Annotated in this window: 27 protein-coding genes and 1 pseudogene; 9 read left to right on the forward strand and 19 right to left on the reverse strand. The window is 65.2% G+C overall.

Annotated elements, in window-relative coordinates; all coding sequences use genetic code 11:
* Positions 1 to 148 precede the first annotated feature (148 nt).
* On the forward strand, positions 149 to 451 hold the full coding sequence (locus QX094_RS34525; protein WP_410052402.1) for an addiction module protein: 303 nt from the start codon (positions 149 to 151) through the stop codon (positions 449 to 451).
* On the opposite strand, the gene QX094_RS07910 is transcribed toward QX094_RS34525, so the two are convergent.
* The 5 genes and pseudogenes from QX094_RS07910 to QX094_RS07930 form a co-directional block, all read right to left on the reverse strand.
* The gene (locus QX094_RS07910; RefSeq protein ID WP_316187756.1) at positions 431 to 1,555 is read right to left on the reverse strand and encodes a DNA methyltransferase; all 1,125 of its coding nucleotides are present in this window, start codon (positions 1,553 to 1,555) and stop codon (positions 431 to 433) included. The two genes, QX094_RS34525 and QX094_RS07910, sit on opposite strands and share 21 nt — an antisense overlap.
* A 2-nt stretch (positions 1,556 to 1,557) precedes the next feature.
* Complete coding sequence (locus QX094_RS07915) at positions 1,558 to 2,430, reverse strand: SIR2 family protein (protein WP_316187757.1); 873 nt, start codon at positions 2,428 to 2,430, stop codon at positions 1,558 to 1,560.
* Entirely contained in the window at positions 2,427 to 3,488 is a 1,062-nt protein-coding gene (locus QX094_RS07920) for a ParA family protein (RefSeq protein WP_316187758.1), read from the reverse strand. The genes QX094_RS07915 and QX094_RS07920 overlap by 4 nt, the downstream gene beginning before the upstream one ends.
* Positions 3,489 to 3,715: 227 nt before the next feature.
* Positions 3,716 to 3,982, reverse strand: a pseudogene (locus QX094_RS07925) (N-acetyl-gamma-glutamyl-phosphate reductase); the annotation flags it as partial.
* Positions 3,983 to 4,076: 94 nt separating this feature from the next.
* Positions 4,077 to 4,931 (reverse strand): LysR family transcriptional regulator, encoded by an 855-nt coding sequence (locus QX094_RS07930; protein WP_316187759.1) that lies wholly within the window; start codon positions 4,929 to 4,931, stop codon positions 4,077 to 4,079.
* Positions 4,932 to 5,063: 132 nt separating this feature from the next.
* Between QX094_RS07930 and QX094_RS07935 the strand changes: the two genes are divergently transcribed.
* Together QX094_RS07935 and QX094_RS07940 are read left to right on the forward strand one after the other, a co-directional pair.
* Positions 5,064 to 6,050: a zinc-dependent alcohol dehydrogenase family protein gene (locus QX094_RS07935; RefSeq protein ID WP_316187760.1), complete on the forward strand. Its 987-nt coding sequence runs from the start codon at positions 5,064 to 5,066 to the stop codon at positions 6,048 to 6,050.
* Between the two features lie 53 nt (positions 6,051 to 6,103).
* On the forward strand, positions 6,104 to 6,928 hold the full coding sequence (locus tag QX094_RS07940; protein ID WP_316187761.1) for an SDR family NAD(P)-dependent oxidoreductase: 825 nt from the start codon (positions 6,104 to 6,106) through the stop codon (positions 6,926 to 6,928).
* Positions 6,929 to 7,027: 99 nt separating this feature from the next.
* Here the strand turns inward: QX094_RS07940 and QX094_RS07945 are convergent, their stop codons facing one another.
* The 5 genes from QX094_RS07945 to argH all read right to left on the reverse strand — a co-directional run bounded on the left by QX094_RS07945 (position 7,028) and on the right by argH (position 11,666).
* Positions 7,028 to 7,609 (reverse strand): Asd/ArgC dimerization domain-containing protein, encoded by a 582-nt coding sequence (locus tag QX094_RS07945; RefSeq protein ID WP_410052906.1) that lies wholly within the window; start codon positions 7,607 to 7,609, stop codon positions 7,028 to 7,030.
* A 71-nt stretch (positions 7,610 to 7,680) separates the two neighbouring features.
* On the reverse strand, positions 7,681 to 8,076 hold the full coding sequence (locus tag QX094_RS07950; RefSeq protein WP_316176010.1) for a hypothetical protein: 396 nt from the start codon (positions 8,074 to 8,076) through the stop codon (positions 7,681 to 7,683).
* Positions 8,077 to 8,356: 280 nt separating this feature from the next.
* Positions 8,357 to 9,622, reverse strand: a complete 1,266-nt coding sequence (gene lysA / locus QX094_RS07955; protein WP_316187762.1) for a diaminopimelate decarboxylase — start codon at positions 9,620 to 9,622, stop codon at positions 8,357 to 8,359.
* 275 nt (positions 9,623 to 9,897) lie between these two features.
* On the reverse strand, positions 9,898 to 10,191 hold the full coding sequence (gene lptM, locus QX094_RS07960) for an LPS translocon maturation chaperone LptM (protein WP_315718142.1): 294 nt from the start codon (positions 10,189 to 10,191) through the stop codon (positions 9,898 to 9,900).
* Between the two features lie 83 nt (positions 10,192 to 10,274).
* Positions 10,275 to 11,666 carry an argininosuccinate lyase gene (gene argH, locus QX094_RS07965; RefSeq protein ID WP_316187763.1) on the reverse strand — a complete coding sequence of 464 codons (1,392 nt, stop codon included), beginning with the start codon at positions 11,664 to 11,666 and terminating at the stop codon, positions 10,275 to 10,277.
* Between the two features lie 98 nt (positions 11,667 to 11,764).
* On the opposite strand from argH, the gene tlpA reads away from it, so the two are divergent.
* The gene (gene tlpA, locus QX094_RS07970; RefSeq protein ID WP_316171813.1) at positions 11,765 to 12,454 is read left to right on the forward strand and encodes a thiol:disulfide interchange protein TlpA; all 690 of its coding nucleotides are present in this window, start codon (positions 11,765 to 11,767) and stop codon (positions 12,452 to 12,454) included.
* 10 nt (positions 12,455 to 12,464) lie between these two features.
* Here tlpA and QX094_RS07975 read toward each other — a convergent pair whose 3' ends face one another.
* The 6 genes from QX094_RS07975 to QX094_RS08000 form a co-directional block, all read right to left on the reverse strand.
* Positions 12,465 to 12,662: a putative motility protein gene (locus tag QX094_RS07975; protein WP_315718145.1), complete on the reverse strand. Its 198-nt coding sequence runs from the start codon at positions 12,660 to 12,662 to the stop codon at positions 12,465 to 12,467.
* 77 nt (positions 12,663 to 12,739) lie between these two features.
* A complete protein-coding gene (locus tag QX094_RS07980; protein ID WP_315718147.1) occupies positions 12,740 to 13,618 on the reverse strand; it encodes a 3-hydroxybutyryl-CoA dehydrogenase in 879 nt (292 codons plus the stop codon).
* 99 nt (positions 13,619 to 13,717) lie between these two features.
* Complete coding sequence (locus tag QX094_RS07985) at positions 13,718 to 14,662, reverse strand: electron transfer flavoprotein subunit alpha/FixB family protein (protein ID WP_315718148.1); 945 nt, start codon at positions 14,660 to 14,662, stop codon at positions 13,718 to 13,720.
* Positions 14,662 to 15,411, reverse strand: coding sequence for an electron transfer flavoprotein subunit beta/FixA family protein (locus QX094_RS07990; protein ID WP_315718150.1), 750 nt, complete (start codon positions 15,409 to 15,411; stop codon positions 14,662 to 14,664). The genes QX094_RS07985 and QX094_RS07990 overlap by 1 nt, the downstream gene beginning before the upstream one ends.
* Positions 15,412 to 15,544: 133 nt before the next feature.
* A complete protein-coding gene (locus QX094_RS07995; RefSeq protein WP_315736202.1) occupies positions 15,545 to 16,117 on the reverse strand; it encodes a cob(I)yrinic acid a,c-diamide adenosyltransferase in 573 nt (190 codons plus the stop codon).
* A 45-nt stretch (positions 16,118 to 16,162) separates the two neighbouring features.
* Positions 16,163 to 16,357, reverse strand: a complete 195-nt coding sequence (locus QX094_RS08000; RefSeq protein WP_315718162.1) for a twin transmembrane helix small protein — start codon at positions 16,355 to 16,357, stop codon at positions 16,163 to 16,165.
* Between the two features lie 130 nt (positions 16,358 to 16,487).
* Between QX094_RS08000 and QX094_RS08005 the strand changes: the two genes are divergently transcribed.
* A complete protein-coding gene (locus QX094_RS08005; protein WP_315718152.1) occupies positions 16,488 to 17,381 on the forward strand; it encodes a YihY/virulence factor BrkB family protein in 894 nt (297 codons plus the stop codon).
* On the opposite strand, the gene QX094_RS08010 is transcribed toward QX094_RS08005, so the two are convergent.
* The 3 genes from QX094_RS08010 to QX094_RS08020 all read right to left on the reverse strand — a co-directional run bounded on the left by QX094_RS08010 (position 17,308) and on the right by QX094_RS08020 (position 20,756).
* Entirely contained in the window at positions 17,308 to 18,696 is a 1,389-nt protein-coding gene (locus QX094_RS08010) for an ATP-binding protein (RefSeq protein WP_316186175.1), read from the reverse strand. The genes QX094_RS08005 and QX094_RS08010 overlap by 74 nt on opposite strands.
* A gap of 324 nt (positions 18,697 to 19,020) precedes the next feature.
* Entirely contained in the window at positions 19,021 to 19,890 is an 870-nt protein-coding gene (gene gluQRS / locus QX094_RS08015; protein ID WP_316171837.1) for a tRNA glutamyl-Q(34) synthetase GluQRS, read from the reverse strand.
* A complete protein-coding gene (locus QX094_RS08020; protein ID WP_316186177.1) occupies positions 19,890 to 20,756 on the reverse strand; it encodes a nucleotidyltransferase domain-containing protein in 867 nt (288 codons plus the stop codon). The genes gluQRS and QX094_RS08020 overlap by 1 nt, the downstream gene beginning before the upstream one ends.
* Positions 20,757 to 20,849: 93 nt before the next feature.
* On the opposite strand from QX094_RS08020, the gene QX094_RS08025 reads away from it, so the two are divergent.
* From QX094_RS08025 to QX094_RS08040, 4 genes are all read left to right on the forward strand, one after another.
* A complete protein-coding gene (locus tag QX094_RS08025; RefSeq protein WP_316186178.1) occupies positions 20,850 to 21,503 on the forward strand; it encodes a DNA-3-methyladenine glycosylase 2 family protein in 654 nt (217 codons plus the stop codon).
* Positions 21,504 to 21,612: 109 nt separating this feature from the next.
* A complete protein-coding gene (locus QX094_RS08030) occupies positions 21,613 to 22,704 on the forward strand; it encodes a DUF2855 family protein (RefSeq protein WP_316186179.1) in 1,092 nt (363 codons plus the stop codon).
* A gap of 75 nt (positions 22,705 to 22,779) precedes the next feature.
* Positions 22,780 to 23,751, forward strand: coding sequence for a peptidyl-alpha-hydroxyglycine alpha-amidating lyase family protein (locus tag QX094_RS08035; RefSeq protein ID WP_316186180.1), 972 nt, complete (start codon positions 22,780 to 22,782; stop codon positions 23,749 to 23,751).
* Positions 23,752 to 23,973: 222 nt separating this feature from the next.
* Entirely contained in the window at positions 23,974 to 24,531 is a 558-nt protein-coding gene (locus tag QX094_RS08040) for an HNH endonuclease (RefSeq protein WP_006610584.1), read from the forward strand.
* The last annotated feature ends 204 nt before the right edge of the window (positions 24,532 to 24,735 follow it).

Below are 24,735 nucleotides of genomic sequence, written 5' to 3' on the forward strand. Positions count from 1 at the left end.
GAGTAGAGCATGATTTCGGATAAAGCGCAACCGAAATATTCGAGTAAGGCGGCGATTGTTTTTCATGCGCTGCGCGCCGCTCGCGTGTCCGCGCCGAAGACGGTATATAGTCCTGAGCGACGACGAGACCGGAGGCTCTGCACCCATGATGCCCCAAGGCATTGCCGCCCTCACGCCTCAGGAGCGGTTCGACCTCCTGACCGACCTCTGGGACAGTCTGGCCGCCGAAGGCGTGATGCTGACCCCGGCGCAGAAAGCCGCGCTTGCGCAGCGCGCCGCCGCGCTCGGTACGCGCATGATGAATTGGAATGGACCAAGCCGTTATTGGCCGAGGCCATCGCCGAGGTCGAACGCAGCGAGGGTGTGCGGCTCAGCGAACTCGAGGCGCGTCTCGACACTGAAATCCAATCGAGCCCATAGCCGCGATAAATCAGCCCTTCTTCAGAACTAAAACCAATTCGCGCTTGGTCGCGGCGCCCGTTCGCCGGCTTCTCCTGATGTCAGGAATAACATCTCGGATGACACGCTCAACCCGAAGGTCGGGATAGCTGGCGGTGAGCTTCGCGAGTATACGCTCGGCCGGGTGAGACTTTACTCGTTTGCGAAGGACTGTCTCGCCGACGACCAGAACGCAGTGACCACCCTTGCGAAGGTACCGCAATGCGTTATTAGCGAAAGCCGCAGTTATTTCATCTGATTGCGCTTGTTTTTCTGTCGGCTCCGGAGAGTAATCGACAGTGCTCCTGTCAAGGAACCACATACGAAGCCGGTTGTCCCGTACATAGTCGAGCGCATTCATATAGGGTGGACTTGTAATTATTGCATCCACCTCGAAGTCCAATTTGAGATCAGCGACGCAGACCTGTTCGACGCGCAGCACATTTGCTTTGTCTATCAAATTTCCATGCTTGTAGGTGCGCGCCAGCTTCGCCGCAAGACGAGGAGCCAACTCGCGCTCCTCGTACATATCCGGGAATTCTTCCTTTGGGAATTTCTTATCGCGGAGATACGGCACAAGGTGACTACTTGGGTACGACAAGAACCCCGGACGTTGATGGTGGAGAACGCTCAGCAAACATGCGAGCAAAAATTGATCGTCCCTCTCAATACACTCGTCTGCAAAGCGCACTGCATTCTGCAACGTTGCGGGATGGAAGAACTTTCGAACCCAGAGCGGAAGCTCCTTAATTTTGTAGCGAGGACGCCTTTGTGCGTCTGCCAGCCTCCGGTTCAGTTGTTCATTAGCCAAATCCAACGATTGCGGAGCTTCGAGTTTCGCCCGGGTCAGCGTGACAGCATAGGGGTTTGCATCGAATGCAAGCGATCTTCGTCCCATCAGAACAGCTTCCAACGGGATGGTGCCAGACCCAGAAAAGCAATCAAGCACGACATCACCCTGCGAACTGAATTGCTCGACGAGCTGACGGGCGATTACTGGCTTCAACTTGCCTATGTAGGGAGCCAACTGATGAAGGCGAGAATAGTCAGCCGTTAAGGTAGCCTTACGCCATTCACGAGGAGCTCTTTCCGCAACGATGGCCAATTGTTCGAGCATTGTTACCACGCCGCCGTCTTCGCTATTTGCTCGCGCGCAGTCTCAACCTTGCCCGCCAGCACAGCAATCGAATCAGCGAGCTCCTTATGGTTGTCGGCCGGATCGTAAACAAGCGCTTTGAGGTTCATGGTTTCTTCTAGAACTCGCAGTATTCCTGTTCGCGTCGAATCGTTGGGCATAGCCATATAGTGCGGACGAGCTCCTTCAAAACGATAAGCATGATCTTCGAGGAGTAATTGCATATCGGGGTCTCGCATTGACGCCCCGAGAAACACGAAAGTGTGGGTTATGAAGAGCCCCCGCAGCAGTTGATAGAAGTGGCTGTAGTCCCGGCGGGCGAGAGCATACTGGCTACGGGTGAAGATGGTCTTATCGGGATTATCGATTGTGCCGTGCACTTTAATTACGACGCGGTCCTGTCGACGGAAAACGTCCGCGACGTCGTGGTCGTAATAGTTCTTCACAATTACAGTGTTGCTCTGGAGCTGATTGGCTCTGTTTTCATAAAGCTTGTCAAAGTTCGTGGTCATTACGATCCGCGAGTCGACTGAACTCAAGTCATCGTGAATCTGGGCATGACGATACGCATTACCAACGAACTCCTGCAACATTTCGGTTTTAAATATGGAGGGCGACAGATACTTCCGCGCCAGCTCGCATGCAGTCAAAAGGTCTGCATCTTTGATGCATTGTTCAACTTCTGCCGCTTGCCCCTTATCGGAGATCCGAGAGGCAAGGTGCGCCAGGTAGGCAGACCATTCTTTCGGATGCACTCCATGGTCGTTCTGAGCATTGCGGGACACCCCCGCGCCCAAAAAGAGAACAGACCTGCGAGCAGCTATGTCTTGAACTAGGTCATCTGGCCAGTCAATCATGCCCGAATCTCCGCAGTACGTCGGAGGTTTCGCATGAGAGATGAGGTTAGATTGCCGATAAACTTCTGATACTGCTGCTGCTGCTGGTACTGACCTCCCGATAGGCCCTCGCGCGACGTCAACTTGTGGATTGGGGTATGAGCCGTTTGTGCAAGAGGGACGAGGCTGAACATGTGAGGCACGTCGCCGAGCCGAACTTCCTCGGCTGCCAACCTAGGAGCAATGAAGGGCCCCAAGCTTTTTGTGATTTCATTCGGGATTTTTGAAAGGATCGCCTCGTAAGCAGCAGTTGCTCTTTTCTGATCGCGAATAGTCTTCGTAATGTACTGCTGTACCGTATACCCCACAAATCGACCCATGAGCCCTGAAGACGCACGTACTTCGCCAGCATACGCTTCGAGAGCGGCTTCATTCCGAGCCACCACTTGCTTGTAGGCTGTCTCATAGTAGTTGCGCCATTGAGCAATCCAGTCCGCGATATTCTCGATGCCAATTAGACTGAATATGTCGCAACCCATCGGAGCGAGAAAAAAATCAACGCCGACTAGGATTGAGCGATTGAGCGCGCCGAGACTTGGTCCAACGTCATAGATTATCAAGTCATATTGCGGCTTTAGATGACTGAGTAGCTGAGTGTTCCAATTTGTGACGCGAGCTCCACCTAAGTTGCCAGCCATAAATTGTGTCCAACTGGTACTCAGCCCATCCTCGAGGAGAGCAACATGGGGATGTCCTGGAATGATAGAGATACCGAAGCGATTTGTATCTGGTCCCGCGATCTTGTGAGTTTTCCCAAGTGACGCATCGCCATCTAGAAGAGGGCGGAGAACCTGTTTGAGAGTATCCATATCAGACAGGCCGGACGGAGACCCGTACAGTCTTTCTGTCGTCTCATCTGACAATACTAGTTGTGTAGCGTTACATTGAGGGTCTCCATCAATCAGGAGAACGTTAAGTTTCTCCGTTTCTGCTATATAAGCGGCGACATTGCAGGCCAGGGTGGTTTTGCCTACGCCGCCTTTATTGTTGAAAAAACATAGGCTACCGAGTGCTGGCATGCAGGAAAACTCCTAAGGGCGCCCAGTCAGTGATTCGGTCGATCTTGCTGGTTTGGCCGCATGCGTACAAGTGGTTGCAACAACGAGGCAACACATTTTGGTCGGCGCGCCAGCCTTCAGCCCATGCCTGCTCGCTCGCAAGAACTCACAACCGCGACACCCGCGTACACGTCGCGATTAGGTGCCAATTGCGCGAGCGGATCACGGCGGACCGGCCGCCATAGCCCTCACGGCCAGACCGGCACCCCCTCCAGCCCCGCGGTCTCCGGCAGCCCGCACATCAGGTTCGCATTCTGCACCGCCTGCCCGGCTGCGCCCTTGCCGAGATTGTCGACGACGCCGAGCGCGATCACCAGGTTGCGGTCGGGGTCGGCGGCGTAGCTGACGAAGGCGAGGTTGGAGCCGGTGGCCCATTTGGTCTGCGGCGGCGTGTCGGTGACGCGGACGAAGGCGCTGCCTTCGTAGAAGCGGCGGGCGGCGTCGAGGCACTGCGCTGGATTACGGTGACACTGCACGAAACTCGAGGCACGCGGGGGACTAGATCCGGAGCGCCGACGAGATCGAGAGCGCCGCAGTGTCAAACGCATCTCACGCGGACGCCAGTTGCGAGATGACGAGGTCGAGCAGCGCCCGCAGCCGGGCGAGCCGGCGCAGATCGCGGTGATAGCCGACATAGGTGTCCCGCCCCGGCGGCTGCTCGCCGATGTCGACGGGCCGCAGGCCCGGCGTCGCGTCGCCGAGCGGCCGGGGCAGCACGGCGAGCCCCGCGCCTTGCGCTGATAGCATGGCCTGAACGTCGCGGTTGTTGCTGCGCATCGCGACCTCGGCCTTCGGCAGTCGCTTCGCCAGCCAGCGCGCATCGGGCATGTCGGCGAAGGCCGTGTCCATGGTGACGACCCTGATCCCCTGGCCATCGCCCTCGACGGCCTGCGGGCCGTCGAGCGGACCGTACACGGCATAGGGGATGTGCAGGAGCCGGCGCGAGATCACCTCCGGCTCATCGAACGCGCGGATGCGAAACACGAGATCGGCCTCGCGGCGTGGAAGACTGTAGAGCCGCGCGTCGGTCAAGAGCTCGACACAGACGCGCGGGTGCAGCCGGCCGAATTCGGCCAGAACCGGCGTCAGCACCAGGCGGCCGAACCAATCCGACGACGAGATCCTGAGAAAACCGTCGAGCTGCGCCTGCGCGCCCGCCAGGCGCCGCTCGAACGCGAGCGCCTCCTCCTCCATCCGCTCGGCGTGGGCCAACACCGCCGTGCCCTCGTGAGTCAGCACGAAGCCTTCGGCCGTGCGCTGAAACAGCGTCTGGCTCACGGCCGCTTCGAGCGCCGCCAGGCGGCGTCCCATGGTCGGCTGAGACAGGCCGAGCCGGCGCGCGGCCGCGCCGAGCGTGCCCTCGCGCGCGATGGCGAGGAAGATCCGCAGGTCGCTCCACTCCATGCGAGGCCTTTCGACGACGGGGGCGACGGACACGAGACGCCCATTCAAAACTGAATGGATTACATACGAACTCGATGATGTCCATTCATGGCACGACGGCCGACGATGCCTCCATCACAACAGGAGGTCGCCATGACCATCTCGATGAAGGCTGCCATTCTCCACGAAACCGGCGCGCCGCTCCGCGTCACCGCGATCAGCCGCCCCGCGCCGAGACGCGGCGAGGTCCTCGTCCGCATCGCCGCGGCCGGCACCAACCCGCTCGATACCAAGATCCATGCCGGCCAGGCCGCGCATGCCAGGCAACCGGCTCCCGCCATCCTCGGCCTGGACATGGCCGGCACGGTCGAGGCCACAGGCGAAGGCGTCACCCGGTTTCGTCCGGGCGACGAGGTCTACGGCATGGTCGGCGGGGTCGGCGGCCACCCGGGAACGCTGGCCGAATATGTCAGCGCCGACGCGGATCTGCTCGCGGCCAAGCCGGCGAACCTCAGCTTGCGCGAGGCGGCCGTCCTGCCGCTGGTGACGATCACGGCCTGGGAAGGTCTGGTCGATCGCGTCGGCATCCGGCCGGGACAGACGCTGCTCGTCCTGGGCGGCGCCGGCGGTGTCGGTCACATCGTCGTCCAGCTCGGCCTCGCCTTCGGCGCAACGGTTTTCGCAACGGGACGTCCAGAGAGCCGGCCGGTGATCGAGCGCCTGGGCGCTGTTTTCATCGACCGCAACGAACCGATCGCCGACGCCGTCGAGCGCATCACGGCGGGCCGCGGCTTCGACATCGTCTACGACACGGTCGGCGCGCTCGACACAGCCTTCGCCGCGGTCGCGCGGTTCGGCCATGTCACCTCGTCGCTGGGCTGGGGCACCCATCCGCTGGCGCCGCTGTCGTTCAAGGGCGGCACCTATTCCGGCGTCTTCACGCTGCTGCCGCTGCTCGACGGCAAGGGACGGCGGCATCACGGCGAGATCCTCGCCCAGGCCGCACAGCTGGTGGAAGCCGGCAAGCTCACGCCGCTGCTCGACTCGCGCCGGTTCGCCCTCGAGGACGTCGGTGCGGCCTATGACGCGCTCAAGACGGGCGGCACCGGCAAGATCGCCATCGACATCGCGGCGGCATGAGCCGGCGCGACCCGCGAGCCTCACACGCAACGGCAATATCGAGGAATAGTCCGATGAGAGTCTGGTTCATCACAGGGGCCTCGCGCGGCTTCGGCGCGCTGGTCGCGCAGCAGGCGCTGGACAGAGGCGACGCCGTCGTGGCGACCGCCCGCAATCCGAAGGCGATCGTCGATCGCATCGGGGCGCATCCCGACCTCCTGGCCCTCGCGCTCGACGTGACCAGGGAGAGCGAGGCGGTCGCGGCGACGCAGGCGGCGATCGACCGCTTCGGCAGGATCGACGTGCTCCTCAACAACGCCGGCTTCGGCCTGATGGGCGCGGTCGAGGAAACCAGCCAAGAGGAGATCGAGGCCGTCTTCCGCACCAACGTGTTCGGACTCCTGGCCGTCACCCGCGCCATTCTGCCCCACATGCGCAAGGCACGGTCCGGCCGCATCCTCAACATCTCGTCGATCGGCGGCTATCGCGGCTCGGCCGGCTTCGGCGTCTATGGCGCGACCAAGTTCGCCGTCGAGGCGTTGTCGGAGGCGATGCGCGCCGAGCTCAGGCCGCTCGGCATCCATGTGACGGCGATCGAGCCGGGCTACTTCCGGACCGACTTCATGGACGCCTCGTCGTTGAAGGTCAGCCGCATCGTGATCCCCGATTACAGCGCGACGGCAGGTCGGGTCCGGGCGAACGCCGGCACCGTCAACGGCGCCCAGCCCGGCGATCCCGACAAGCTCGCGCGGGTGCTCGTCGACTTCGCCGGCGAGCCCGACCCGCCGGTGCGGTTACCACTGGGGGCCGACACCGTCGCGGCGATCGAGGCGAAGCACGCCTCCGACGCCGCCATCATCGCCCGATGGCGCGAGGTCGCGCTCTCGACGGGCTTCTGAGTGGGGACCACGGTGACGGTGCACCGGATCAAACGCTGAGGAGAGACGCCATTTGATCACCCGTGCCGTCTCCCGCTGCTGTGACAATCGCGGCCGACCTCACGGCCAGACCGGCGCCCCCTCCAGCCCCGCGGTCTCCGGCAGCCCGCACATCAGGTTCGCGTTCTGCACCGCCTGCCCGGCGGCGCCCTTGCCGAGATTGTCGACGACTCCGAGCGCGATCACCAGATTGCGCTCGGGGTCGGCGGCGTAGCTGACGAAGGCGAGGTTGGAGCCGGTGGCCCATTTGGTCTGCGGCGGCTTGTCGGTGACACGGACGAAGGCGCGGCCTTCGTAGAAGCGGCGGGCGGCGTCCAGGCACTGCTCGGTGGTGGCGCGGCCGCGGGCGTAGATGGTGGCGAGGATGCCGCGGGTCATCGGCACCAGATGCGGCGTGAACACCAGCCCGGCGGCGCTGCCGCCACTGAGACGCGCGATCGTGCTTTCGATCTCGGGCATGTGGACGTGCCTGAGCAGGCCGTAGGGGATCAGGTTCTCGTTGCTCTCGGCGTAGCCGAACTTGCTGTCGCCGCCGCGGCCGGCGCCGGAGATGCCGGTCTTGGCGTCGATCACGATGTTGTCGGGCGCGATCAGCTTGTCGGCCAGCAGGCGAAGCATCCAGTACTCCGCGGCGGAAGATATTGAACCGAGACGTCACAGCGTACTGGATCGTCTGCTTTCGCGGACGATGCCCGCGAGGGTCTACATGTTCATCAATTGTCGATAGCAACGATTTCAAAGCTGGGCGCGGCTTTGGAGAGCACGTCCATGCATCCCCATCCGGTGATGAAACGGTAGTGACGAGCGGGATGGAAATTCACTTTCCAAGCCTCGGATTGCGTCGCCGCAAACACGGCCCCCTCCACCCGATAGGCGAAATGACGCGAGACCAGACCTTCCGTCTCAGTATCCTGCTCGGTACTGAGCGGAAATTCGTCCACAAGACGAACGATGGTGGCGTCGTTGAAGCGAACGCGGACAACATGGCCCGAGATGCCGGGAAGAATGAAGTCTGCCGAAAGACTGCCCGGACGCCAGTTGATTGCGATCAGGTCGCTCTCATCACAAGCAAAGGCCACGCCCGCATCTATCGGAAAATACTTGGGCACATCTGCTCCGGTGACCTCGTCGCGCAGGAACCATATCCTAACATTTTGACGCCAAATGTCTACTATGGCCCTGCTGTCTGGCGGGCCGCGGACATCCGTCAGCCACACGCTTCACAAAGCTCACGGCAGACGAACTCGGCACCGCCTGCGGTCGACTGGCCGCCTTACCCGGAGCGCAGCCAGCATGCCGAACGACGTGGATGCCCGGGACAAGCCCGGGCATGACGATGTGGGGACAGATGGGCGCAACAGCGCGAGCGGCTTGCGCGGCAGCGCCGCCTCACAGCCACGGCGCCGGCGTGTCCATCGCGATCAGCTGCTCGACCTCGATGCGCGGGCGGATCACGGCGGACTGGTCGCCCTTGACCAGCACCTCGGGCACCAAAGCGCGGGTGTTGTAGGTGCAGGCCTGGACGGCGCCGTAGGCGCCTGATGTCATGATGGCGAGGAGATCGCCGGGCGCAGGTTCGGGCAGCGTGCGGTCGAGCGCGAGGTAGTCCCCGCTTTCGCAGACCGGGCCGACGACGTCGGCGACGAACGACGGCGCACCCGGCGCCGGCTGGACCACCGGCAGGATGTCGTGATGGGCCTCATAGAGCGTCGGGCGGATCAGGTCGTTCATCGCGGCGTCGATGATGACGAAGTTCTTGGCCTCGCCGTGCTTCACATAGATCACCTTGGCGACGAGGATGCCGGCATTGCCGACGATCATCCGTCCCGGCTCGAACATCAGGGTGCAGCCGAGATTGTGGCTGACGCGCTTGACCATCGCGGCATAGGCGGCGGGTTCCGGCGGCACCGCGCGGTCCATGTGATAGGGGATGCCGAGGCCGCCGCCGAAATCGACATGGGAGATGTCGTGGCCGTCGGCGCGCAGGGTCTGCACGAACTCGGTGAGGATGCGGAACGCCGTCTCCATCGGGCCGAGATCGGTGATCTGGCTGCCGATATGGACGTCGACGCCGGTGACCTTGATGCCCGGCATCTTGGCCGCGCGGGCGTAGACGCGGCGGGCGTGCTCCAGGGGAATGCCGAACTTGTTCTCCGACTTGCCGGTCGAGATCTTGGCGTGGGTGCCGGCATCGACATCCGGGTTGACGCGCACGGAGATGCGGGCGGTGTGGCCGGTCTCGACCGCGAGGCGCGCCAGCAGATCGAGCTCGGGCTCGGATTCGATGTTGAGGCAGTGGATGTCGGCCGCGAGCGCGGCGCGCAGCTCGGCCTCGGTCTTGCCGACGCCGGAGAACACGATCTTGCGCGAGGGGATGCCGGCCGCCAGCGCGCGCTTCAGCTCGCCGCCGGAGACGACGTCGGCCCCGGCGCCGAGCTTTGCGAGCGTGCGCAGCACCGACTGGTTGGAGTTGGCCTTCATCGCGTAGCAGATCAGCACGTCCTGGCCGGCAAAGGCGTCGGCGAACACGCGGTAGTGCCGCTCCAGCGTGGCGGTGGAGTAGCAGTAGAACGGGGTGCCGACGGTGGCGGCGAGCCCGGCGAGATTGACGGCCTCGGCGTGCAGCACGCCGTCGCGGTAGTCGAAGTGGTTCATGGGTCAGGTCCGCGCGCGGGCTGCGAGATGAATGATTGTGGCGGCGAATTGCCGGGAAATGGGGCGGATTGTCAAACCCGCGCTGCCACCCTCCCCTGGAGGGGGAGGGTCGATCGCACGCGAAGCGGGCGAGCGGGGTGGGGTGAAGCCGCGAGGACGGTGCGCGTGGAGAGATCACCCCACCCCGCCTCGCGTTTCGCTTCGCTCACCGTGAGGCGACCCTCCCCCTCCAGGGGAGGGTGGCATCGAGCGCTGATCGAGAGGGAGTTCGAGCTCTATTTGCTGTCGAGCAGCGGGTCGAGGATGAAGGGTTTCTTCTGGCCGCGGGTGGCGGCGGGGGCGGCGTCGGCGCCGTAGCCGGAGTTGAACAGGCCGGGCTTGTTGGCGGCATCCGTCGCGGTGTCGGCGGGAGCGGCCGACATCTGCGGCGCCGGCGGGGAGTTGGCCGGCAGGTCCAACGGACCCTTGCGGCCGCAGGCGGCCAGCAGAAGGGCTGAAGCGCCGAGGACGAGCAGGACCCGGGCGGCGGAGGTTGGACGGCGAGCGCGATTCACGTGTGAAATCCCCATGCGGGCGGCACCATACAGAGAATGCACCGGCCTGACGAGTGCGGGAGTGCCACGCCGGGCCGATCAAATTTCGAACGGGAGCCCTACTTTCGCTGTTTTTCCAGCCGCTTCAGCCAGGCTTTGGCCTGCGCGGCCACGTTCTTCGGCGCGGTGCCGCCGTAGCTGGTGCGGCTCTTCACCGAGGACTCGACCGAGAGCACGCCGAGCACCTCGGCTGATATCTTCGGCTCGACCTCCTGCATCGCCTTCAGCGGCAGCTCGTGCAGGGCGACGCCTTGCTTGGCGGCCAAGGCCACGATCCGGCCCGTGACGTGGTGGGCCTCGCGGAACGGCATCTTGAGGGTGCGCACCAGCCAGTCGGCGAGGTCGGTCGCGGTGGCGTAGCCCTCGCCGGCTGCGGCCTTCATGCGGGCCTCGTCCGGCACGAGGTCGAGCGCCATGCCGGTCATGGCGCGGATGGCGAGCGACAGCGCCGCGAACGCCTCCATCGCGCCCTGCTTATCCTCCTGCATGTCCTTCTGATAGGCGAGCGGCAGGCCCTTCATGACGATCAAGAGCCCGTTCAGCGCGCCGATGACGCGGCCGGTCTTGGCGCGCACCAGCTCGGCGGCGTCCGGGTTGCGCTTCTGCGGCATGATCGAGGAGCCGGTGGTGAACTTGTCCGACAGCTTGATCAGGCCGACCAGCGGCGAGGTCCAGATCACGATCTCCTCGGCGAAGCGCGACAGGTGCACGGCGCAGATCGAGGCGGCGGACAACGTCTCCAGCACGAAATCGCGGTCGGACACGGCGTCCAGCGAATTGGCCATCGGGCGCTCGAAGCCGAGTGCCTCGGCGGTGGCGTGGCGGTCGATCGGGAACGAGGTGCCGGCGAGCGCGGCGGCGCCCAGCGGCGATTCATTGAGCCGCTTGCGGGCATCGATGAAGCGGCCGCGGTCGCGCCCGGCCATCTCGACATAGGCGAGCAGATGGTGGCCGAAGGTGACGGGCTGGGCGGTCTGCAGATGGGTGAAGCCGGGCATGACCGTGCCGGCGTATTCGAGCGCGCGGGTGGCGAGCGCGTGCTGGTAGGCGGCGAGCGCCGCGTCGATGTCGTCGATGGTGTCGCGGACGAACAGGCGGAAGTCGGTCGCGACCTGGTCGTTGCGCGAGCGCGCGGTGTGCAGGCGGCCGGCGGCGGGGCCGATCAGCTCGGAGAGCCGGCTCTCGACATTCATATGGATGTCTTCCAGGGCCCGCTTGAACTCGAACGAACCCTTGGTGATCTCTGACAAAATCGTGTCTAGACCCCTGGCCATATTTTTCGCATCAGCAGACGTGATGATGCCCTGGGCAGCGAGCATGGCGGCGTGCGCCTTGGAAGCGGCGATATCCTGCGCGTAAAGGTGGCGATCGACGTCGATCGAGACGTTGATGTCCTCCATGATCTCGTCGGGACGCTCCGAGAACCGTCCGCCCCACATCGTGTTGCTCATGCCTGAACCGCTTCCAAGACCTTGCTGACCGCCGCTGGATGGGACACACCGTCCGGTATCCCGAAATTCGCGCCTCTGATAGCCGCAACCGACCCGAGATGACAAACGATAAGCCTGACCCGTCCCCTGCCCGCCCCGCATCCTCGCGGCGGACGCTGCTCGCGGCCGGTGCCGTGGCGGTGGTCGCCGTGGCCGGCATCGCGGCGGTGACCCTTGGCGGATTGCTGAAGGGACGGCCGGCGGGCGACCAGGCCTGTCAGGCGGCGGTCGACACCGCCAAGCGGATCGCACCGCTGATCAAGGGCGAGGTGGCGGCGCTGACGGCGGCAACAGTGCCGCTGCGGCTGCCGGATCTCGCCTTCGAGGACGGCACGGGGGCAGCGAAAAAGCTGTCGGATTTCCGCGGCAAGACGGTGCTATTGAACCTGTGGGCGACCTGGTGCGTGCCCTGCCGCAAGGAGATGCCGGCGCTGGACGGGCTGCAGGCCAAGCTCGGCAGCGACGCCTTCGAGGTGGTCGCGGTCAACATCGACACCCGCGACCCGGAGAAGCCGAAGACGTTCCTCGCCGACGCCAAGCTGACGCAGCTCACCTATTTCAGTGACCCGAAGGCCAAGGTGTTCCAGGATCTGAAGGCGGTCGGCCGCGCGCTGGGGATGCCGACCTCGGTGCTGGTCGACGGCAATGGATGCGAGATCGCGACCATCGCGGGTCCCGCCGAGTGGGACAGCGCCGACGCGGTCAAGCTGATCCAGGCGGCGACATCGAAGGCCGCCGCGGGACTCTAATCGGGAGAACTCAGGCGGCGATGTTGAGGTTGCCGCCGACGCCGGGGCCGGCATTGGCGAGCGACAATGTCTGCTGCGCGCCGCCGAGCAGCGTCAGCACCGCATCCTTCTGGGCGTTCAGGTTCTGCTTCAGCACCGACGTGGCGACCTGCTGCTGTGTCGCACTCGCCTGCTGCGCCATGACCGCAGCCACCAAGCTCATGTCCATACGCGCTTACCTCGCTAGCGGCACGCTAACCGAGGAGCCTTAACGAAGCGTATCGGTCGAGCCCGGCGGCGGTAAAATCAGCGGGTCGGCACCGGCTTGGGGCCACGATAGTCGTAGAAGCCGCGCTGCGTCTTGCGACCGAGCCAGCCGGCCTCGACATATTTCACCAGCAGCGGGCACGGCCGGTATTTGGAATCCGCCAGCCCCTCGTGCAGCACCTGCATGATGGACAGACAGGTATCCAGACCGATGAAATCGGCCAGCTCGAGCGGCCCCATCGGGTGATGCGCGCCGAGCTTCATCGCCGCATCGATCGCCTCGACATTACCCACGCCCTCGTAGAGCGTGTAGATCGCCTCGTTGATCATCGGCAGCAGCACGCGGTTGACGATGAAGGCCGGGAAGTCCTCGGAAACGGCGACCTGCTTGCCGAGCCGGCCGACGAACTCCTTGGCCGCCTCGAAGGTGGCGTCGTCGGTGGCGATGCCGCGGATCAGCTCGACCAGCTCCATCAGCGGAACCGGGTTCATGAAATGAATGCCGATGAAGCGCTCGGGGCGATCGGTGCAGGCGGCGAGCCGGGTGATCGAGATCGACGAGGTGTTGGAGGCGATGATCGCCTCCGGCTTCAGCACCGCGCAGAGATCGTGGAAGATCTTGCGCTTGACGTCCTCCTTCTCGATCGCGGTCTCGATGACGAGATCGCAATCGGCGAGGCCATCGAGGGTTTCGCTGATCGAGATATGGCCGAGCGCCTGGTTGCGGGCGTCCTCGGAGATCACCTTCTTCGCGACCTGGCGGGTCAGATTGCCGTTGATGGTCGCCATGCCCGATTTCAACCGGTCGGCAGTGACGTCGTTGAGCACCACGTCGAGCCCGGCCAGCGCGGCAACGTGCGCGATGCCGTTGCCCATCTGTCCTGCGCCGATCACTCCGAGCTTGTTGATCTGAGCCATGTTGTCATCCACCCGAACGGCACGCCTGCTGCGCCCGCCCATGCCCTTGGAAGAGAGAACACCGGCCGCCGCGGTCCCACGCGGCCGGTGCCAGCAGCGTTATTTGCCGAGCTTGCCGAGCGCCTCGGTCAGCTCCGGAACCGCCTGGTAGAGATCGGCCACCAAACCGTAATCGGCCACCTGGAAGATCGGCGCGTCCTCGTCCTTGTTGATCGCGACGATCACCTTGGAGTCCTTCATGCCGGCCAGATGCTGAATGGCGCCTGAAATGCCGACCGCGACATACAGTTCCGGCGCGACCACCTTGCCGGTCTGGCCGACCTGCCAGTCGTTCGGCGCATAGCCGGCATCCACCGCGGCGCGCGAGGCGCCGACGCCGGCGCCGAGCTTGTCGGCGAGCGGCTCGATGTACTTGGCGAAGTTCTCGCGGCTCTGCATCGCGCGGCCGCCGGAGACGATGATCTTGGCCGAGGTCAGCTCGGGACGGTCGCTCTTGGCGACCTCCTCGCCGACGAAGGTCGACAGCGCCGGATCGCCGGCGGCCGCCACGGTCTCGACCGACGCGCTGCCGCCCTCGCCTGCGGCGGCGAAGGTCGAGGTGCGCACGGTGATGACCTTCTTGGCGTCCTTCGACTTCACGGTCTGGATCGCGTTGCCGGCATAGATCGGCCGCTCGAACGTGTCGGGCGCGACGACCTTGATGATTTCCGACACCTGCATCACGTCGAGCAGGGCGGCGATGCGCGGCATCACGTTCTTGAAGCGCGAGGTCGCGGGCGCGACGATCGCGTCGTAGTTCGCGGCGAGCTTGACGACGAGGTCGGCGAGCGGCTCGGCGAGATCATGCGCGTAGGCCGCATCATCGGCGAGCAGCACCTTCTTGACACCGGCGAGCTTGGCGGCGGCTTCGGCCGCAGCCTTGGCGCCCTGGCCCGCGACCAGCACGTCGACATCGGCGCCGAGGGCTGTCGCCGCCGTCAGCGCCTTGTTGGTCGCGTCCTTGATGGATGCATTGTCGTGTTCGGCAATCAGCAGCGTGGCCATCAGAGCACCCCCGCCTCGGTCTTGAGTTTGTTGACGAGCTCGGCGACGTCCTTGACCTTGACGCCGGCCTTGCGGCCCGCCGGCTCGGTGGTCTTGAGCACTTCGAGCCGCGGCGTGAGATCGACACCGGTGTCGGCCGCCGTCTTCTCGGCGATCGGCTTCTTCTTCGCCTTCATGATGTTCGGCAGCGACGCGTAGCGCGGCTCGTTGAGGCGAAGGTCGGTGGTGACGATCGCCGGCCCCTTGAGCTTCACGGTCTGCAGGCCGCCGTCGACCTCGCGGGTGACCTTGAAATCGGAGCCCTCGACCTCGAGCTTGGAGGCGAAGGTCGCCTGCGCCCAGCCCAGCAGCGCGGCCAGCATCTGGCCGGTCTGGTTGGAATCGTCGTCGATCGCCTGCTTGCCGAGGATGATCAGACCCGGCTGCTCGTCCTGCGCCACGGCTTTGAGGATCTTCGCGACCGCCAGCGGTTCCACGTTGCCCTCGGCCTTGACCAGGATGCCGCGGTCGGCGCCCATCGCGAGCGCGGTGCGGATCGTCTCGGACGCCTGCGCGGGCCCGATCGAGACCACCACCACCTCGGTCGCCTTGCCGGCTTCCTTCAGCCGCAGCGCTTCCTCGACGGCGATCTCGTCGAACGGATTCATCGACATCTTGACGTTGGCGAGCTCAACGCCCGATCCGTCGCTCTTGACGCGGACCTTGACGTTGTAATCGACCACCCGCTTGACCGGCACCAGAACCTTCATCGATCCTCTTTCGCTCTAAATTGTCCGGGGTTGACCTTTCGGGCGCGGAACCTAAAGCCCCTGTACCCCCCGGTCAACGCGCGAGGGGGAAAAAACGCAGGCCCGCACGCCCCCGCGTTAACGGTTTTGCGGGTTAACGGTTTTGGCCCGGCACCCACAACACGTCGCCGGCGCCGTTCCGGTTTGCCGCCCGGCTGGCCACGAACAGGAAATCCGACAACCGGTTCATATAACGAATGGCGGCCTCGCTGACCGGCTCGTCAGGCTTGCCGGCGAGTTCCGTCATGATCCGTTCCGCCCTGCGGCAAATGGTACGCGCCACATGCAGATGCGCCGCCGCCGCAGTCCCTCCGGGCAGCACGAACGACGTCAGCGGCGAGAGCCGCTCGTTCAGCGTATCGATGTCGCGCTCCAGGCGGTCGACCTGGCTCGCGACGACGCGCAGCCGCTCCGCCTTGCCCTCGCGCTGCGGCACGGCGAGATCGGCGCCGAGGTCGAACAGATCGTTCTGGATCAGGCCGAGCATCGCATCGATCTCGGGCGCATCGGCCAGATGCAGCCGGACCACACCGATCGCAGCGTTGGTCTCGTCAACGGTTCCATAGGCGGAGACGCGCAGATCGTACTTGGGGCGCCGCTCGCCATTGCCGAGCGCGGTCGTACCGTCGTCACCTGTCCGTGTGTAGATGCGATTCAGGACCACCATGCTGCGTTCTCAACGTCCGTTTCTCGACGCCTCGGCGTCTCGGTCTCAGCGCCCCATCGCCCAGATCGCCGCCATGGCAACGACGATCGCGACGAACTGCAGGATCACCCGCCAGCGCATCAGCTTCTGCGACAGGTTCGGCGAGCCGCCGCGCGTCATGTTGACGAGGCCCAGAAACAGCACCAGGGCGACCGCGCCAACGGCGATGGGAAGGATGAATTTACCAAGAAGTGAAGCCATCGGTGCTAGATAACACCGCAAACGCAAGAGCGCCATGGCGGATCCGCGCAGCCGGCGCTGCAACTTCTGGCTTTTGGAGCCGTAATATCGGATTGTACAAATCACGTTCTTTCGCGGAGTGCAGGGACAGGTGAAGGCGCTTCGCTACATCTTCCACGTCGTCATGGACGCGTTCTACACCTTCCTCGCCGACGACGGCTGGGCGATCGCCAGCCATATCGCGCTGTCGACCCTGATGGCGCTGTTTCCCTTCCTGATCGTCCTGACCTCGCTCGCCGGCTTTCTCGGCTCCAAGGACCTGGCCGACCAGGCCGCCACCTTGATGCTCGAGACTTGGCCGGCGCAGGTGGCGGATGCGCTGACCGGCGAGATCCACGACGTGCTGACCACGACCCGGACCGATGCGCTGACCATCGGCGCCGTGCTCGCGGTCTACTTCGCCTCGAACGGCGTCGAGGCGCTGCGGGTCGCGCTCAACCGCGCCTACGGCGTGATCGAGCAGCGCCGCTGGTACTGGCTGCGGCTGGAATCGATCGGCTATACCCTGGTCGCCGCGTTCACGGCGCTGGCGATGTCGTTCCTGATCGTGCTCGGCCCGCTGATGCTCGCCACCGCCCGGCGCTACCTGCCGCTGGCGGTCGAAGCCAACGAGCGCTTCGTCAACCTGACGCGCTACGGCATCACCATCAGCGCGCTGGTCGTCGCGCTGTTCATCCTGCACGCCTGGCTGCCGGCGGGGCGGCGCAGCTTCATGCAGATCCTGCCCGGCATCGTCTTCACCTTCATCGCCTCGCTGGTGTCAGGGATCGTGTTCGGCCAGTACCTGGCGCGCTTCGCCAACAACTACGTCACGATGTATGCGGGGCTCGCATCGGTGATCATCGCACTGGTGTTCCTGTATTTCATCGCCGCGATCTTCGTGTATGGCGGCGAATTGAACGCTTCGATCATCAAGTCGCGGCTGCCGCGCGGCGTGTCGCTCCAAGAAGCGCAGTCGCTAGAGCCCGCGGCGAAACGGGCTTGAGCAGGAACGCGTCCGCGCCGGCAGCCCGCGAGGCCGCCTCGTCCTCGCCGCGTCCGGACACGCCGATGATCGGGATAGTCCCGTGGGGCGCGTCCAGCTTGCGAATGCGAGTAATCGCCTCGACGCCGTTGATGCCGGGCAGCACCATGTCCATCAGCACCGCATCGTAATTGCCGGCCGCGATCCGCTCCGGCGCCGCCTCGCCGCGGCCGATGAACTCGGCCTGGTGGCCGAGTTCATTGAGGATAGTGTTGAGCACCACGCGGCCGAACGGATTGTCCTCCACCCCGAGGATCCGCAGGGGCCGCGTCGGCGCGAGGGCGACACCATCTTCCGATCCGCCGGCGGTGGCGTGCGGTGTGGCCGCAACGGTCAGCGTCACCGTCAGGGTGAAGGTCGTGCCGCCGCCTTCATGCGGCGCCACTGCGACATCGCCGCCCATGGCGCGCGCCAGTTGCCGGACCGAGGACAGTCCGAGTCCGGCCCCGCCGAAGCGCGAGGCAATCGAAACATTGGCTTGGCTGAACGGCCGGAACAGCCGCTTGATCTCCTTCAGGGTCAGGCCGATGCCCGAATCCGAGACGTGGAAGGCGATCGCGGCGCTGCCCCTGCCCGCGCCTCGGCCTGCGCCCCTGCTCGGCTTGCCGCGACCGCCGCGGCGTGCTGGAACGACCTCCAGCGCCACGCCCCCCTGCTCGGTGAACTTCACCGCATTGTCGATCAGGTTCTCGAGCGCAGCGCGCAGCCGCACGGGGTCGCCGATCACGAGTCCCGGCAAGTCGTCGGAAACGTGGACCTTGACATCCAGCCCCTTGGCGGCGGCGCGGCCCGACAGCGAGTCTCCGGCGGCCCGCGCCAGCACGCGCAGATCGAACAGATCCTCACGCGGCAGCGCGCCGGTGGTCTCGTCCTTGGCAGCATCGACGAACAGGGTGGCGAGGCTCGACAGATGCTCCGCGCCGGCCTTGATCGTATCGACCCAGCGCCGCTCGCGCTCGCCAAGCTCGGAGGTGGCGAGCAGGTCGCTGATGGCGAGAATGCCAGTCAGCGGCGTGCGCACTTCATGGGCGAACACCGCCAGCGCGGCTTCGACGACTCCTGGTGATCCAGCGGCAGCCTTGGGCACGGACTTCGCGGTCTCGGGCTTCCTCACTCCGGACTTGGCCGCGCTTCGCCGGCTCCCCGCCATCGCCGTGACCTGAGGAACGTGCTTCTTGAGCGGTCGCGCCTTGGTGCGCTCCTTGGCCGGCGCCGCCTTCGCGGCCCTGGTCTTCTGCGTTTGTGTCTTCGGCGCTTGTGCTGCGGACGACGGCATCCTCGGGGATGTCGTCCTGGAGGGCGCCTTTTCCGCGGGCGCTCTGGACGCGCCGGCGGACCTGGGCGCAGCCGGCTTGGCCGGTCGGGCCCGACGCCCCGTACTCATCTTCCGAACGCGCTTCATCATGGCCCCTGTGACATGAACTCCGAAAAACGAAGGGGCACTTGTACTGTCATGTCTCGTCGTGCCGCTTTCGATTGAAGCTCCCGATAACCCGCGCCATTGAGCAGCATGGCACGGTCGTTTCCGGGTGTCACGATGCCCCGGAGGTTGTCCCCGCCGGAAACGTTGGGAGACATCGGGGCTTGCGGCAGGACGCGGCTAGACCATGCCGATCCTGTGTCGGATTTCCGCCGGCGAGACGCCTTCCGCACGCAAGGCGCGCAATCCCGTTGCCCGGGAGGACTTGGACAGCTTGTGGCCCTGCGCGTCGCGAATCAGTTGGTGATGCCGATAGGCCGGAGCCGGCAGGCCGAGCAGGACCTGCAGCAGCCGGTGCACGCTCGTGGCATGAAACAGGTCCTGCCCACGCACCACCTCGGTCACCCCCTGCAGGGCATCGTCGAGCACGACGGAGAGGTGATAACTGGTCGGCGTCTCCTTGCGCGCCAGAACCACATCCCCCCAGGCCTCCGGCCTTGCTTCGACCCTGCCACTCTCGCCCGAAGGCCCGGCGCCATGCTCGTCCCAGGCCGGCCGGCCGGCGCGCGCGACCGCGGCGGCCATGTCGAGCCGCAAGGCATAGGGCGCGCCGCTGGCCATCAGTGCCGCACGGCGCGCCTCGGAGAGCGAGGTCGCCGTCCCCGGATAGAGCGGCGCGCCATCCGGATCGCGCGGCCAAGCCCCCTCTGCATCCCGTTGCGCGACCATCCGCGCGGCCTCGGCCCGGCTCTCGAAGCTCGGATAGACCAGCCCCATGCCCCGCAGCCGGTCCAGCGCAGCGCGGTACTCGGCAAGGTGCTCCGATTGCCGCCGCACCGGCTGCTCCCAGGCGATGCCGAGCCAGGCGAGGTCCTCATAGATCGCCTGCTCGAACTCGGGGCGGCAGCGGGTCGGATCGATGTCCTCGATGCGCAGCAGCAAGCGGCCGCCGCTCCGCTGCGCGCATTGGAAGTTCAACAGCGCCGAAAAAGCGTGGCCGAGATGCAGATAGCCGTTGGGGCTGGGGGCAAATCGGAAAACGGGTGGCATCATGATGAGTTCGACGCCACAGAGCCCTGCGCCTCTCCTGCCTGCGTTTCGCGTTCCAGACGCTCGACCACGGTCCGATAGAAGTGCTCTGCCTGCTGCATCATCTCGGCCGTACTGCTGCGGCATTCGCTGAAGGCCGACCGGGCCAGCTCGAACTCGGCATCGACGAACGCGGCCACCACGGGCGGCAGCGGTGCGATGCCGAGCTCGCGGGTCGAGGCTTTCCGCTGCATCAGCTCGGCCACCTCCGCCTGCAAGGCCGCGGGCGGATCGCACTCCGCCATCAAGGTCGGAAAATGCATCGGCGCCACCGCTTCCCTTGGGTGCAGGCGCAGCCAGCGCAGCGTCGCGGCTGGCCGCAGCGCATAGAAGATCTTCTTCTGCGCAACCTCCGTGCCGTCGCCGAAATACGCGCGGCGTTGCCGTTCACCGAGATGCAGATAGTGCCGCGCCACGGCATCGCGGCTCGCCACGCTCCTGGCGAAGGCGAGAAAGTCATCACGAAACCAAGCGGAGCCACGATACACCACCGGCGACCGCAGCCATTCGATGATGACCGCATTGCCCTTCAGCAGCAGCTGTACCGCCTTGGCCAGGTCCCAGCCGTTGGCGTCGTAATCATCTTCGAGCGGAAACTCGATGACGTCGCGCACCGGCCATGGCTTGATATGATCGGCGGCGCGCCGCACATAGACGAAACGGCAATCATAGTCGCTGTCGGGCGAGGCAAAGCCCCAGGCGCGGCTGCCGCTCTCGATGGCGAGCGGCAGAAACACGCCGTACTCGGCAACGACGCGATCCAGCAGGGAGTCGATCCCGGCGACCTTGTGGCGGGCCATGTCGGAGGGGATGCTACGCAAGCTCATGAGAGTTCCAGCCGTGACTGATGCTGCCTTAGCCCTGGGCCTTCCTGCCGTCCACCCGGCGCGACATGGCCCAGCCTTGCGTTCGGCGACGCCATGACCCTTCACCTCGACAGCCAAGCCGTTCTCGAGGACGCGATCCGCGACCTGGTGAAGCAGGACGCGCGGCTGGCGCCCGTCCTCGAAGCGACCGGCATGCCGGCGCTCCGGAGGCGTGAGCCGGGCTTCGCCGGGATCGCCCACATCGTCTGCGGCCAGCAGCTCTCGACCGCGAGCGCGGCCGCGATCTGGGGCCGGCTGCAGGCGGCATTCGATCCGTTCGATGCCGACGCCGTCCGCCGCGCCCGAGCCGACCGGCTGGGACGGCTCGGCCTCTCTGCCGCCAAGATCAAGACGCTGAAGCACATCGCGCATGAGCTCGGCGCCGGGCGGCTGAACCTCGACGTGCTCGCCAATGAGGACGCCGACGCCGCGCACGCCACCCTGACCGCCCTGCCCGGCATCGGGCCGTGGACCGCCGACGTCTACCTGCTGTTCTGCCTCGGCCATGGCGACGCCTGGCCGTCCGGCGACCTCGCCGTGCAGGAGGCGGTCAAGGTCGGGCTCGGGCTTGCGACGCGGCCTACGGCCAAGCAGATGATGCCGCTTGCGGAAGGCTGGCGCCCGCTGCGCGGCGCGGCGGCGCACCTGTGGTGGAGCTATTACCGCGTGGTCAAGAAGCGCGAGGGCGTGATCACGCCGGCGAACTAACAACTCCGGTGAACGGCGTTTCAAACAAAGTTGGGGTTGCAAAACGGTCATCGATGTCGGCCAGGATCGCGCCACGACGCACAGCAAACGAACGGCCGAGGTCTTCATCATGCAATCGTCCGATTTCATCGTCGCACGCGGCGATCTGCAGCAGTGCAAGACGATCGTCACCGAGCTTCCCGATGGCGACGCGCTTCCTGCCGAGGCGCTGCTGGTGAAGGTCGACCGCTTCGCCTTCACCGCCAACAACATCACCTACGCGCTGCTCGGCGAGCAGTTGAAATATTGGCAACTGTTTCCCGCGCCCGACGGCTTCGGCATCATTCCCGTGTGGGGCTTCGGCGACGTGATCGCGTCCCGCCATCCTGCCGTCGCGCAAGGCGAGCGCCTGTTCGGCTACTTCCCGATGGCGACGCATCTCGTCATCGAGGCCGCCGACGTCGGCAAGCGCGGCCTGCGCGACGCGGCCGCGCACCGCCAGGGCGTCGCGCCGGTCTACAACGCCTATGCGCGGGTGGGCGACGATCCCGCCTTTGCCGGACGGCAAGGCGATGATCAGGCGCTGCTGCGCCCGCTGTTCATGCTGTCGTTCCTGGTCGACGACTTTCTCGCCGAACAGGCTCATTTCGGCGCCACAACCGTCATCCTGTCCTCGGCCTCGAGCAAGACCGCGTTCGGTCTCGCCCACCTCCTGCATACGCGGCGCAAGGGCATCCGCGTGATCGGGCTGACCTCGCCATCGAATGCGGCCTTCGTCCGCTCGCTCGGCTGCTACGACGCGGTCGTGACCTACGACGCGGTCAACGGGCTCGACGCTGGGGTGCGCGCGGCGTTCGTCGACATGGCCGGCAACGCCAGCCTCCGCGCCGCGCTGCATCGGCACTACGGCGACAACCTCGTCTATTCCGGCCGCGTCGGGCTGACGCATCAGGACGGCAGCGATGATGCAGAGATGCTTCCCGGTGCCCCGCCCACCTGGTTCTTCGCGCCCGACCAGATCAGGAAGCGTGCCAGGGAATGGGGACCCGGCGGCATCGAAAGCCGGCTCGGCGCGGCGTGGCGGGACTTCGCCCCGCGGCTCGACGGCTGGCTCACGATCACGGAAGGACGCGGACCGGAGGCCGTACAGCGCGTCTATCTCGACACCTTGCAAGGTCATATTCCGCCGCATGAGGGCCACATGCTGACGATGGCGACGTAAGCAGGTTTTCACCCGCGACCAAACCCGTGTAGCGTTGCCCGGACTGAGGTTGCGCAGAGGCAGGGAGGCGAGGCGATGTCCATTCTCGGAACGGGCAATTACAGCTATCGCGTCGTCAAGGACTGGGCCAAGCTGCCCGAGGGCTGGGCGCTCACCGACGTCGCCTCGGTTGCCGTTGACAGCAAGGATCGCGTCTACGCCTTCAATCGCGGCGCCCATCCGATGATCGTGTTCGACCGCGACGGCAATTTCATCAAGAGCTGGGGCGAGGGCCTGTTCAGCCGCGCCCACGGCTTGTCGATCGACAGCGAGGACAATCTCTACTGCACCGACGATGGCGACCACACCGTGCGCAAATGCACGGATGACGGCAAGGTGCTGCTGACCATCGGCCTGCCGGAGCGTCCGACGCCGTTCATGAGCGGCGAGCCGTTCAACCGCTGCACCCACACCGCGCTGTCGCCCTCGGGCGAGATCTACGTTTCCGACGGCTACGGCAATGCGCGGGTCCACAAATACACACCCGACGGCCGGCTGATCCGCAGCTGGGGCGAGCCCGGCTCCGATCCCGGCCAGTTCAACATCGTTCACAACATCGCGACCGATGCCGACGGTTTTGTCTACGTCGCCGATCGCGAGAACCACCGCATCCAGATCTTCGACGGCGACGGCCGCTACGAGACACAGTGGAACAATCTGCATCGGCCCTGCGCGCTGTGCGCCTGCGGCGCGGGGCGCAAGACCTTCATCATCGGCGAGCTCGGCCCCGGCATGCCGGTCAACCTCAACGTTCCCAATCTCGGACCGCGGCTGACCATCACCGACGCCACCGGCCAGCGCATCGCCCGGCTCGGCGGCGAGCACGGTCCGGGCCTGGAAACCGGCCGCTTCCTGGCCCCGCACGGCCTCGCCATTGACAGCCGCGGCGACATCTATGTCGGCGAGGTCGGCGTCACCAACTGGAGCACGAGCTTCCCGGACCGGCCGATGCCGGACGAGGTCAGGATCCACCGCTGCCTGCAGAAGCTGGAGCGGGTCCCGGGCTGACCTTGGTCGTCCTGCTGGTCGTCGTCGCGCCGGAAGAGATGCAACTGATTTGCAGTGCGGCGATCGGGCGCTCTGCCACGGTTCTGACGCGCTTTGGACGGCAGCTCCAAAGGCGGGAGAAGCCATGTCAAGCCATTCTTGGGGCTTCACAATCCCGTCACGCTGCATGTAGTATGTCAGGGCATGCTGCTTCGCAGCCGTTATGGAGGCCAGGAGCGTTACTTGAACGCACATGTCTCGCAAGGCGGTTGGCCGGTGTTGGTGCTGAACGCGGACTTCCGGCCGCTGAGTTACTACCCGCTGTCTCTCTGGTCGTGGCAAGACGCGATCAAGGCAGTGTTTCTCGATCGCGTCAACATTGTCGAATACTACGACCGCGCGATCCGAAGTCCGTCCTTCGAAATCCAGCTGCCCAGCGTGGTTTCGCTGAAATCCTTCGTAAAGCCGTCGACGCATCCGGCCTTCACCCGCTTCAACGTCTTCCTCCGCGACCGTTTCGCCTGCCAGTACTGCCACTCCGGCGACGACCTGACCTTCGATCACGTCATCCCCCGCAGCAAGGGTGGCCAGACCACCTGGGAGAACGTCGTGGCCGCCTGCTCGCCCTGCAATCTGAAGAAGGGCAATCTGACGCCACAGCAGGCCAAGATGTTCCCCAAGCAGGCGCCCTATGCGCCAACCGTCCACCAGCTCCATCGCAACGGCCGGCTGTTCCCGCCGAACTACCTGCACGACAGCTGGCTCGACTATCTCTATTGGGACACCGAGCTCGATCCGTAGCGGATCGGCCCGTTGTCGGTGTTGATGCTGGACATCGCCCCGGCGGCGGCGACATGCTGCTCTCGCTGGAGTCTGCGAACGCCCGGCCGCCAGATCCGCAGGCCCGAATGGCCCGGCCGTCCGGCCATATATCGGACTGGATTAACTCCACTTTAGGTCCCTGTTCAGCATGCTCGCGCGTTGCCGCATGGGCCGCCGCCATGG

The sequence above is a fragment of the Bradyrhizobium sp. SZCCHNS1050 genome (genome assembly GCF_032484785.1).
GTDB lineage: Bacteria > Pseudomonadota > Alphaproteobacteria > Rhizobiales > Xanthobacteraceae > Bradyrhizobium.

Bases quoted from the DNA above. Each gene is read 5' to 3' on its own strand.
- QX094_RS08025 (WP_316186178.1), top strand. From the start codon at position 20,850: ATGACCCTTCACCTCGACAGCCAAGCCGTTCTCGAGGACGCGATCCGC.
- QX094_RS08035 (WP_316186180.1), top strand. From the start codon at position 22,780: ATGTCCATTCTCGGAACGGGCAATTACAGCTATCGCGTCGTCAAGGAC.
- QX094_RS07930 (WP_316187759.1), bottom strand. From the start codon at position 4,931: ATGGAGTGGAGCGACCTGCGGATCTTCCTCGCCATCGCGCGCGAGGGC.
- QX094_RS07975 (WP_315718145.1), bottom strand. From the start codon at position 12,662: ATGGACATGAGCTTGGTGGCTGCGGTCATGGCGCAGCAGGCGAGTGCG.
- lptM (WP_315718142.1), bottom strand. From the start codon at position 10,191: ATGGGGATTTCACACGTGAATCGCGCTCGCCGTCCAACCTCCGCCGCC.
- QX094_RS07990 (WP_315718150.1), bottom strand. From the start codon at position 15,411: ATGAAGGTTCTGGTGCCGGTCAAGCGGGTGGTCGATTACAACGTCAAG.
- QX094_RS07915 (WP_316187757.1), bottom strand. From the start codon at position 2,430: ATGATTGACTGGCCAGATGACCTAGTTCAAGACATAGCTGCTCGCAGG.
- QX094_RS07985 (WP_315718148.1), bottom strand. From the start codon at position 14,662: ATGGCCACGCTGCTGATTGCCGAACACGACAATGCATCCATCAAGGAC.
- QX094_RS08000 (WP_315718162.1), bottom strand. From the start codon at position 16,357: ATGGCTTCACTTCTTGGTAAATTCATCCTTCCCATCGCCGTTGGCGCG.
- QX094_RS08010 (WP_316186175.1), bottom strand. From the start codon at position 18,696: ATGCCGTCGTCCGCAGCACAAGCGCCGAAGACACAAACGCAGAAGACC.
- QX094_RS07910 (WP_316187756.1), bottom strand. From the start codon at position 1,555: ATGCTCGAACAATTGGCCATCGTTGCGGAAAGAGCTCCTCGTGAATGG.
- tlpA (WP_316171813.1), top strand. From the start codon at position 11,765: ATGACAAACGATAAGCCTGACCCGTCCCCTGCCCGCCCCGCATCCTCG.
- QX094_RS07995 (WP_315736202.1), bottom strand. From the start codon at position 16,117: ATGGTGGTCCTGAATCGCATCTACACACGGACAGGTGACGACGGTACG.
- argH (WP_316187763.1), bottom strand. From the start codon at position 11,666: ATGAGCAACACGATGTGGGGCGGACGGTTCTCGGAGCGTCCCGACGAG.
- QX094_RS07935 (WP_316187760.1), top strand. From the start codon at position 5,064: ATGACCATCTCGATGAAGGCTGCCATTCTCCACGAAACCGGCGCGCCG.
- QX094_RS07980 (WP_315718147.1), bottom strand. From the start codon at position 13,618: ATGGCTCAGATCAACAAGCTCGGAGTGATCGGCGCAGGACAGATGGGC.
- QX094_RS07940 (WP_316187761.1), top strand. From the start codon at position 6,104: ATGAGAGTCTGGTTCATCACAGGGGCCTCGCGCGGCTTCGGCGCGCTG.
- QX094_RS34525 (WP_410052402.1), top strand. From the start codon at position 149: ATGCCCCAAGGCATTGCCGCCCTCACGCCTCAGGAGCGGTTCGACCTC.
- QX094_RS07920 (WP_316187758.1), bottom strand. From the start codon at position 3,488: ATGCCAGCACTCGGTAGCCTATGTTTTTTCAACAATAAAGGCGGCGTA.
- lysA (WP_316187762.1), bottom strand. From the start codon at position 9,622: ATGAACCACTTCGACTACCGCGACGGCGTGCTGCACGCCGAGGCCGTC.
- QX094_RS08020 (WP_316186177.1), bottom strand. From the start codon at position 20,756: ATGAGCTTGCGTAGCATCCCCTCCGACATGGCCCGCCACAAGGTCGCC.
- gluQRS (WP_316171837.1), bottom strand. From the start codon at position 19,890: ATGCCACCCGTTTTCCGATTTGCCCCCAGCCCCAACGGCTATCTGCAT.
- QX094_RS08030 (WP_316186179.1), top strand. From the start codon at position 21,613: ATGCAATCGTCCGATTTCATCGTCGCACGCGGCGATCTGCAGCAGTGC.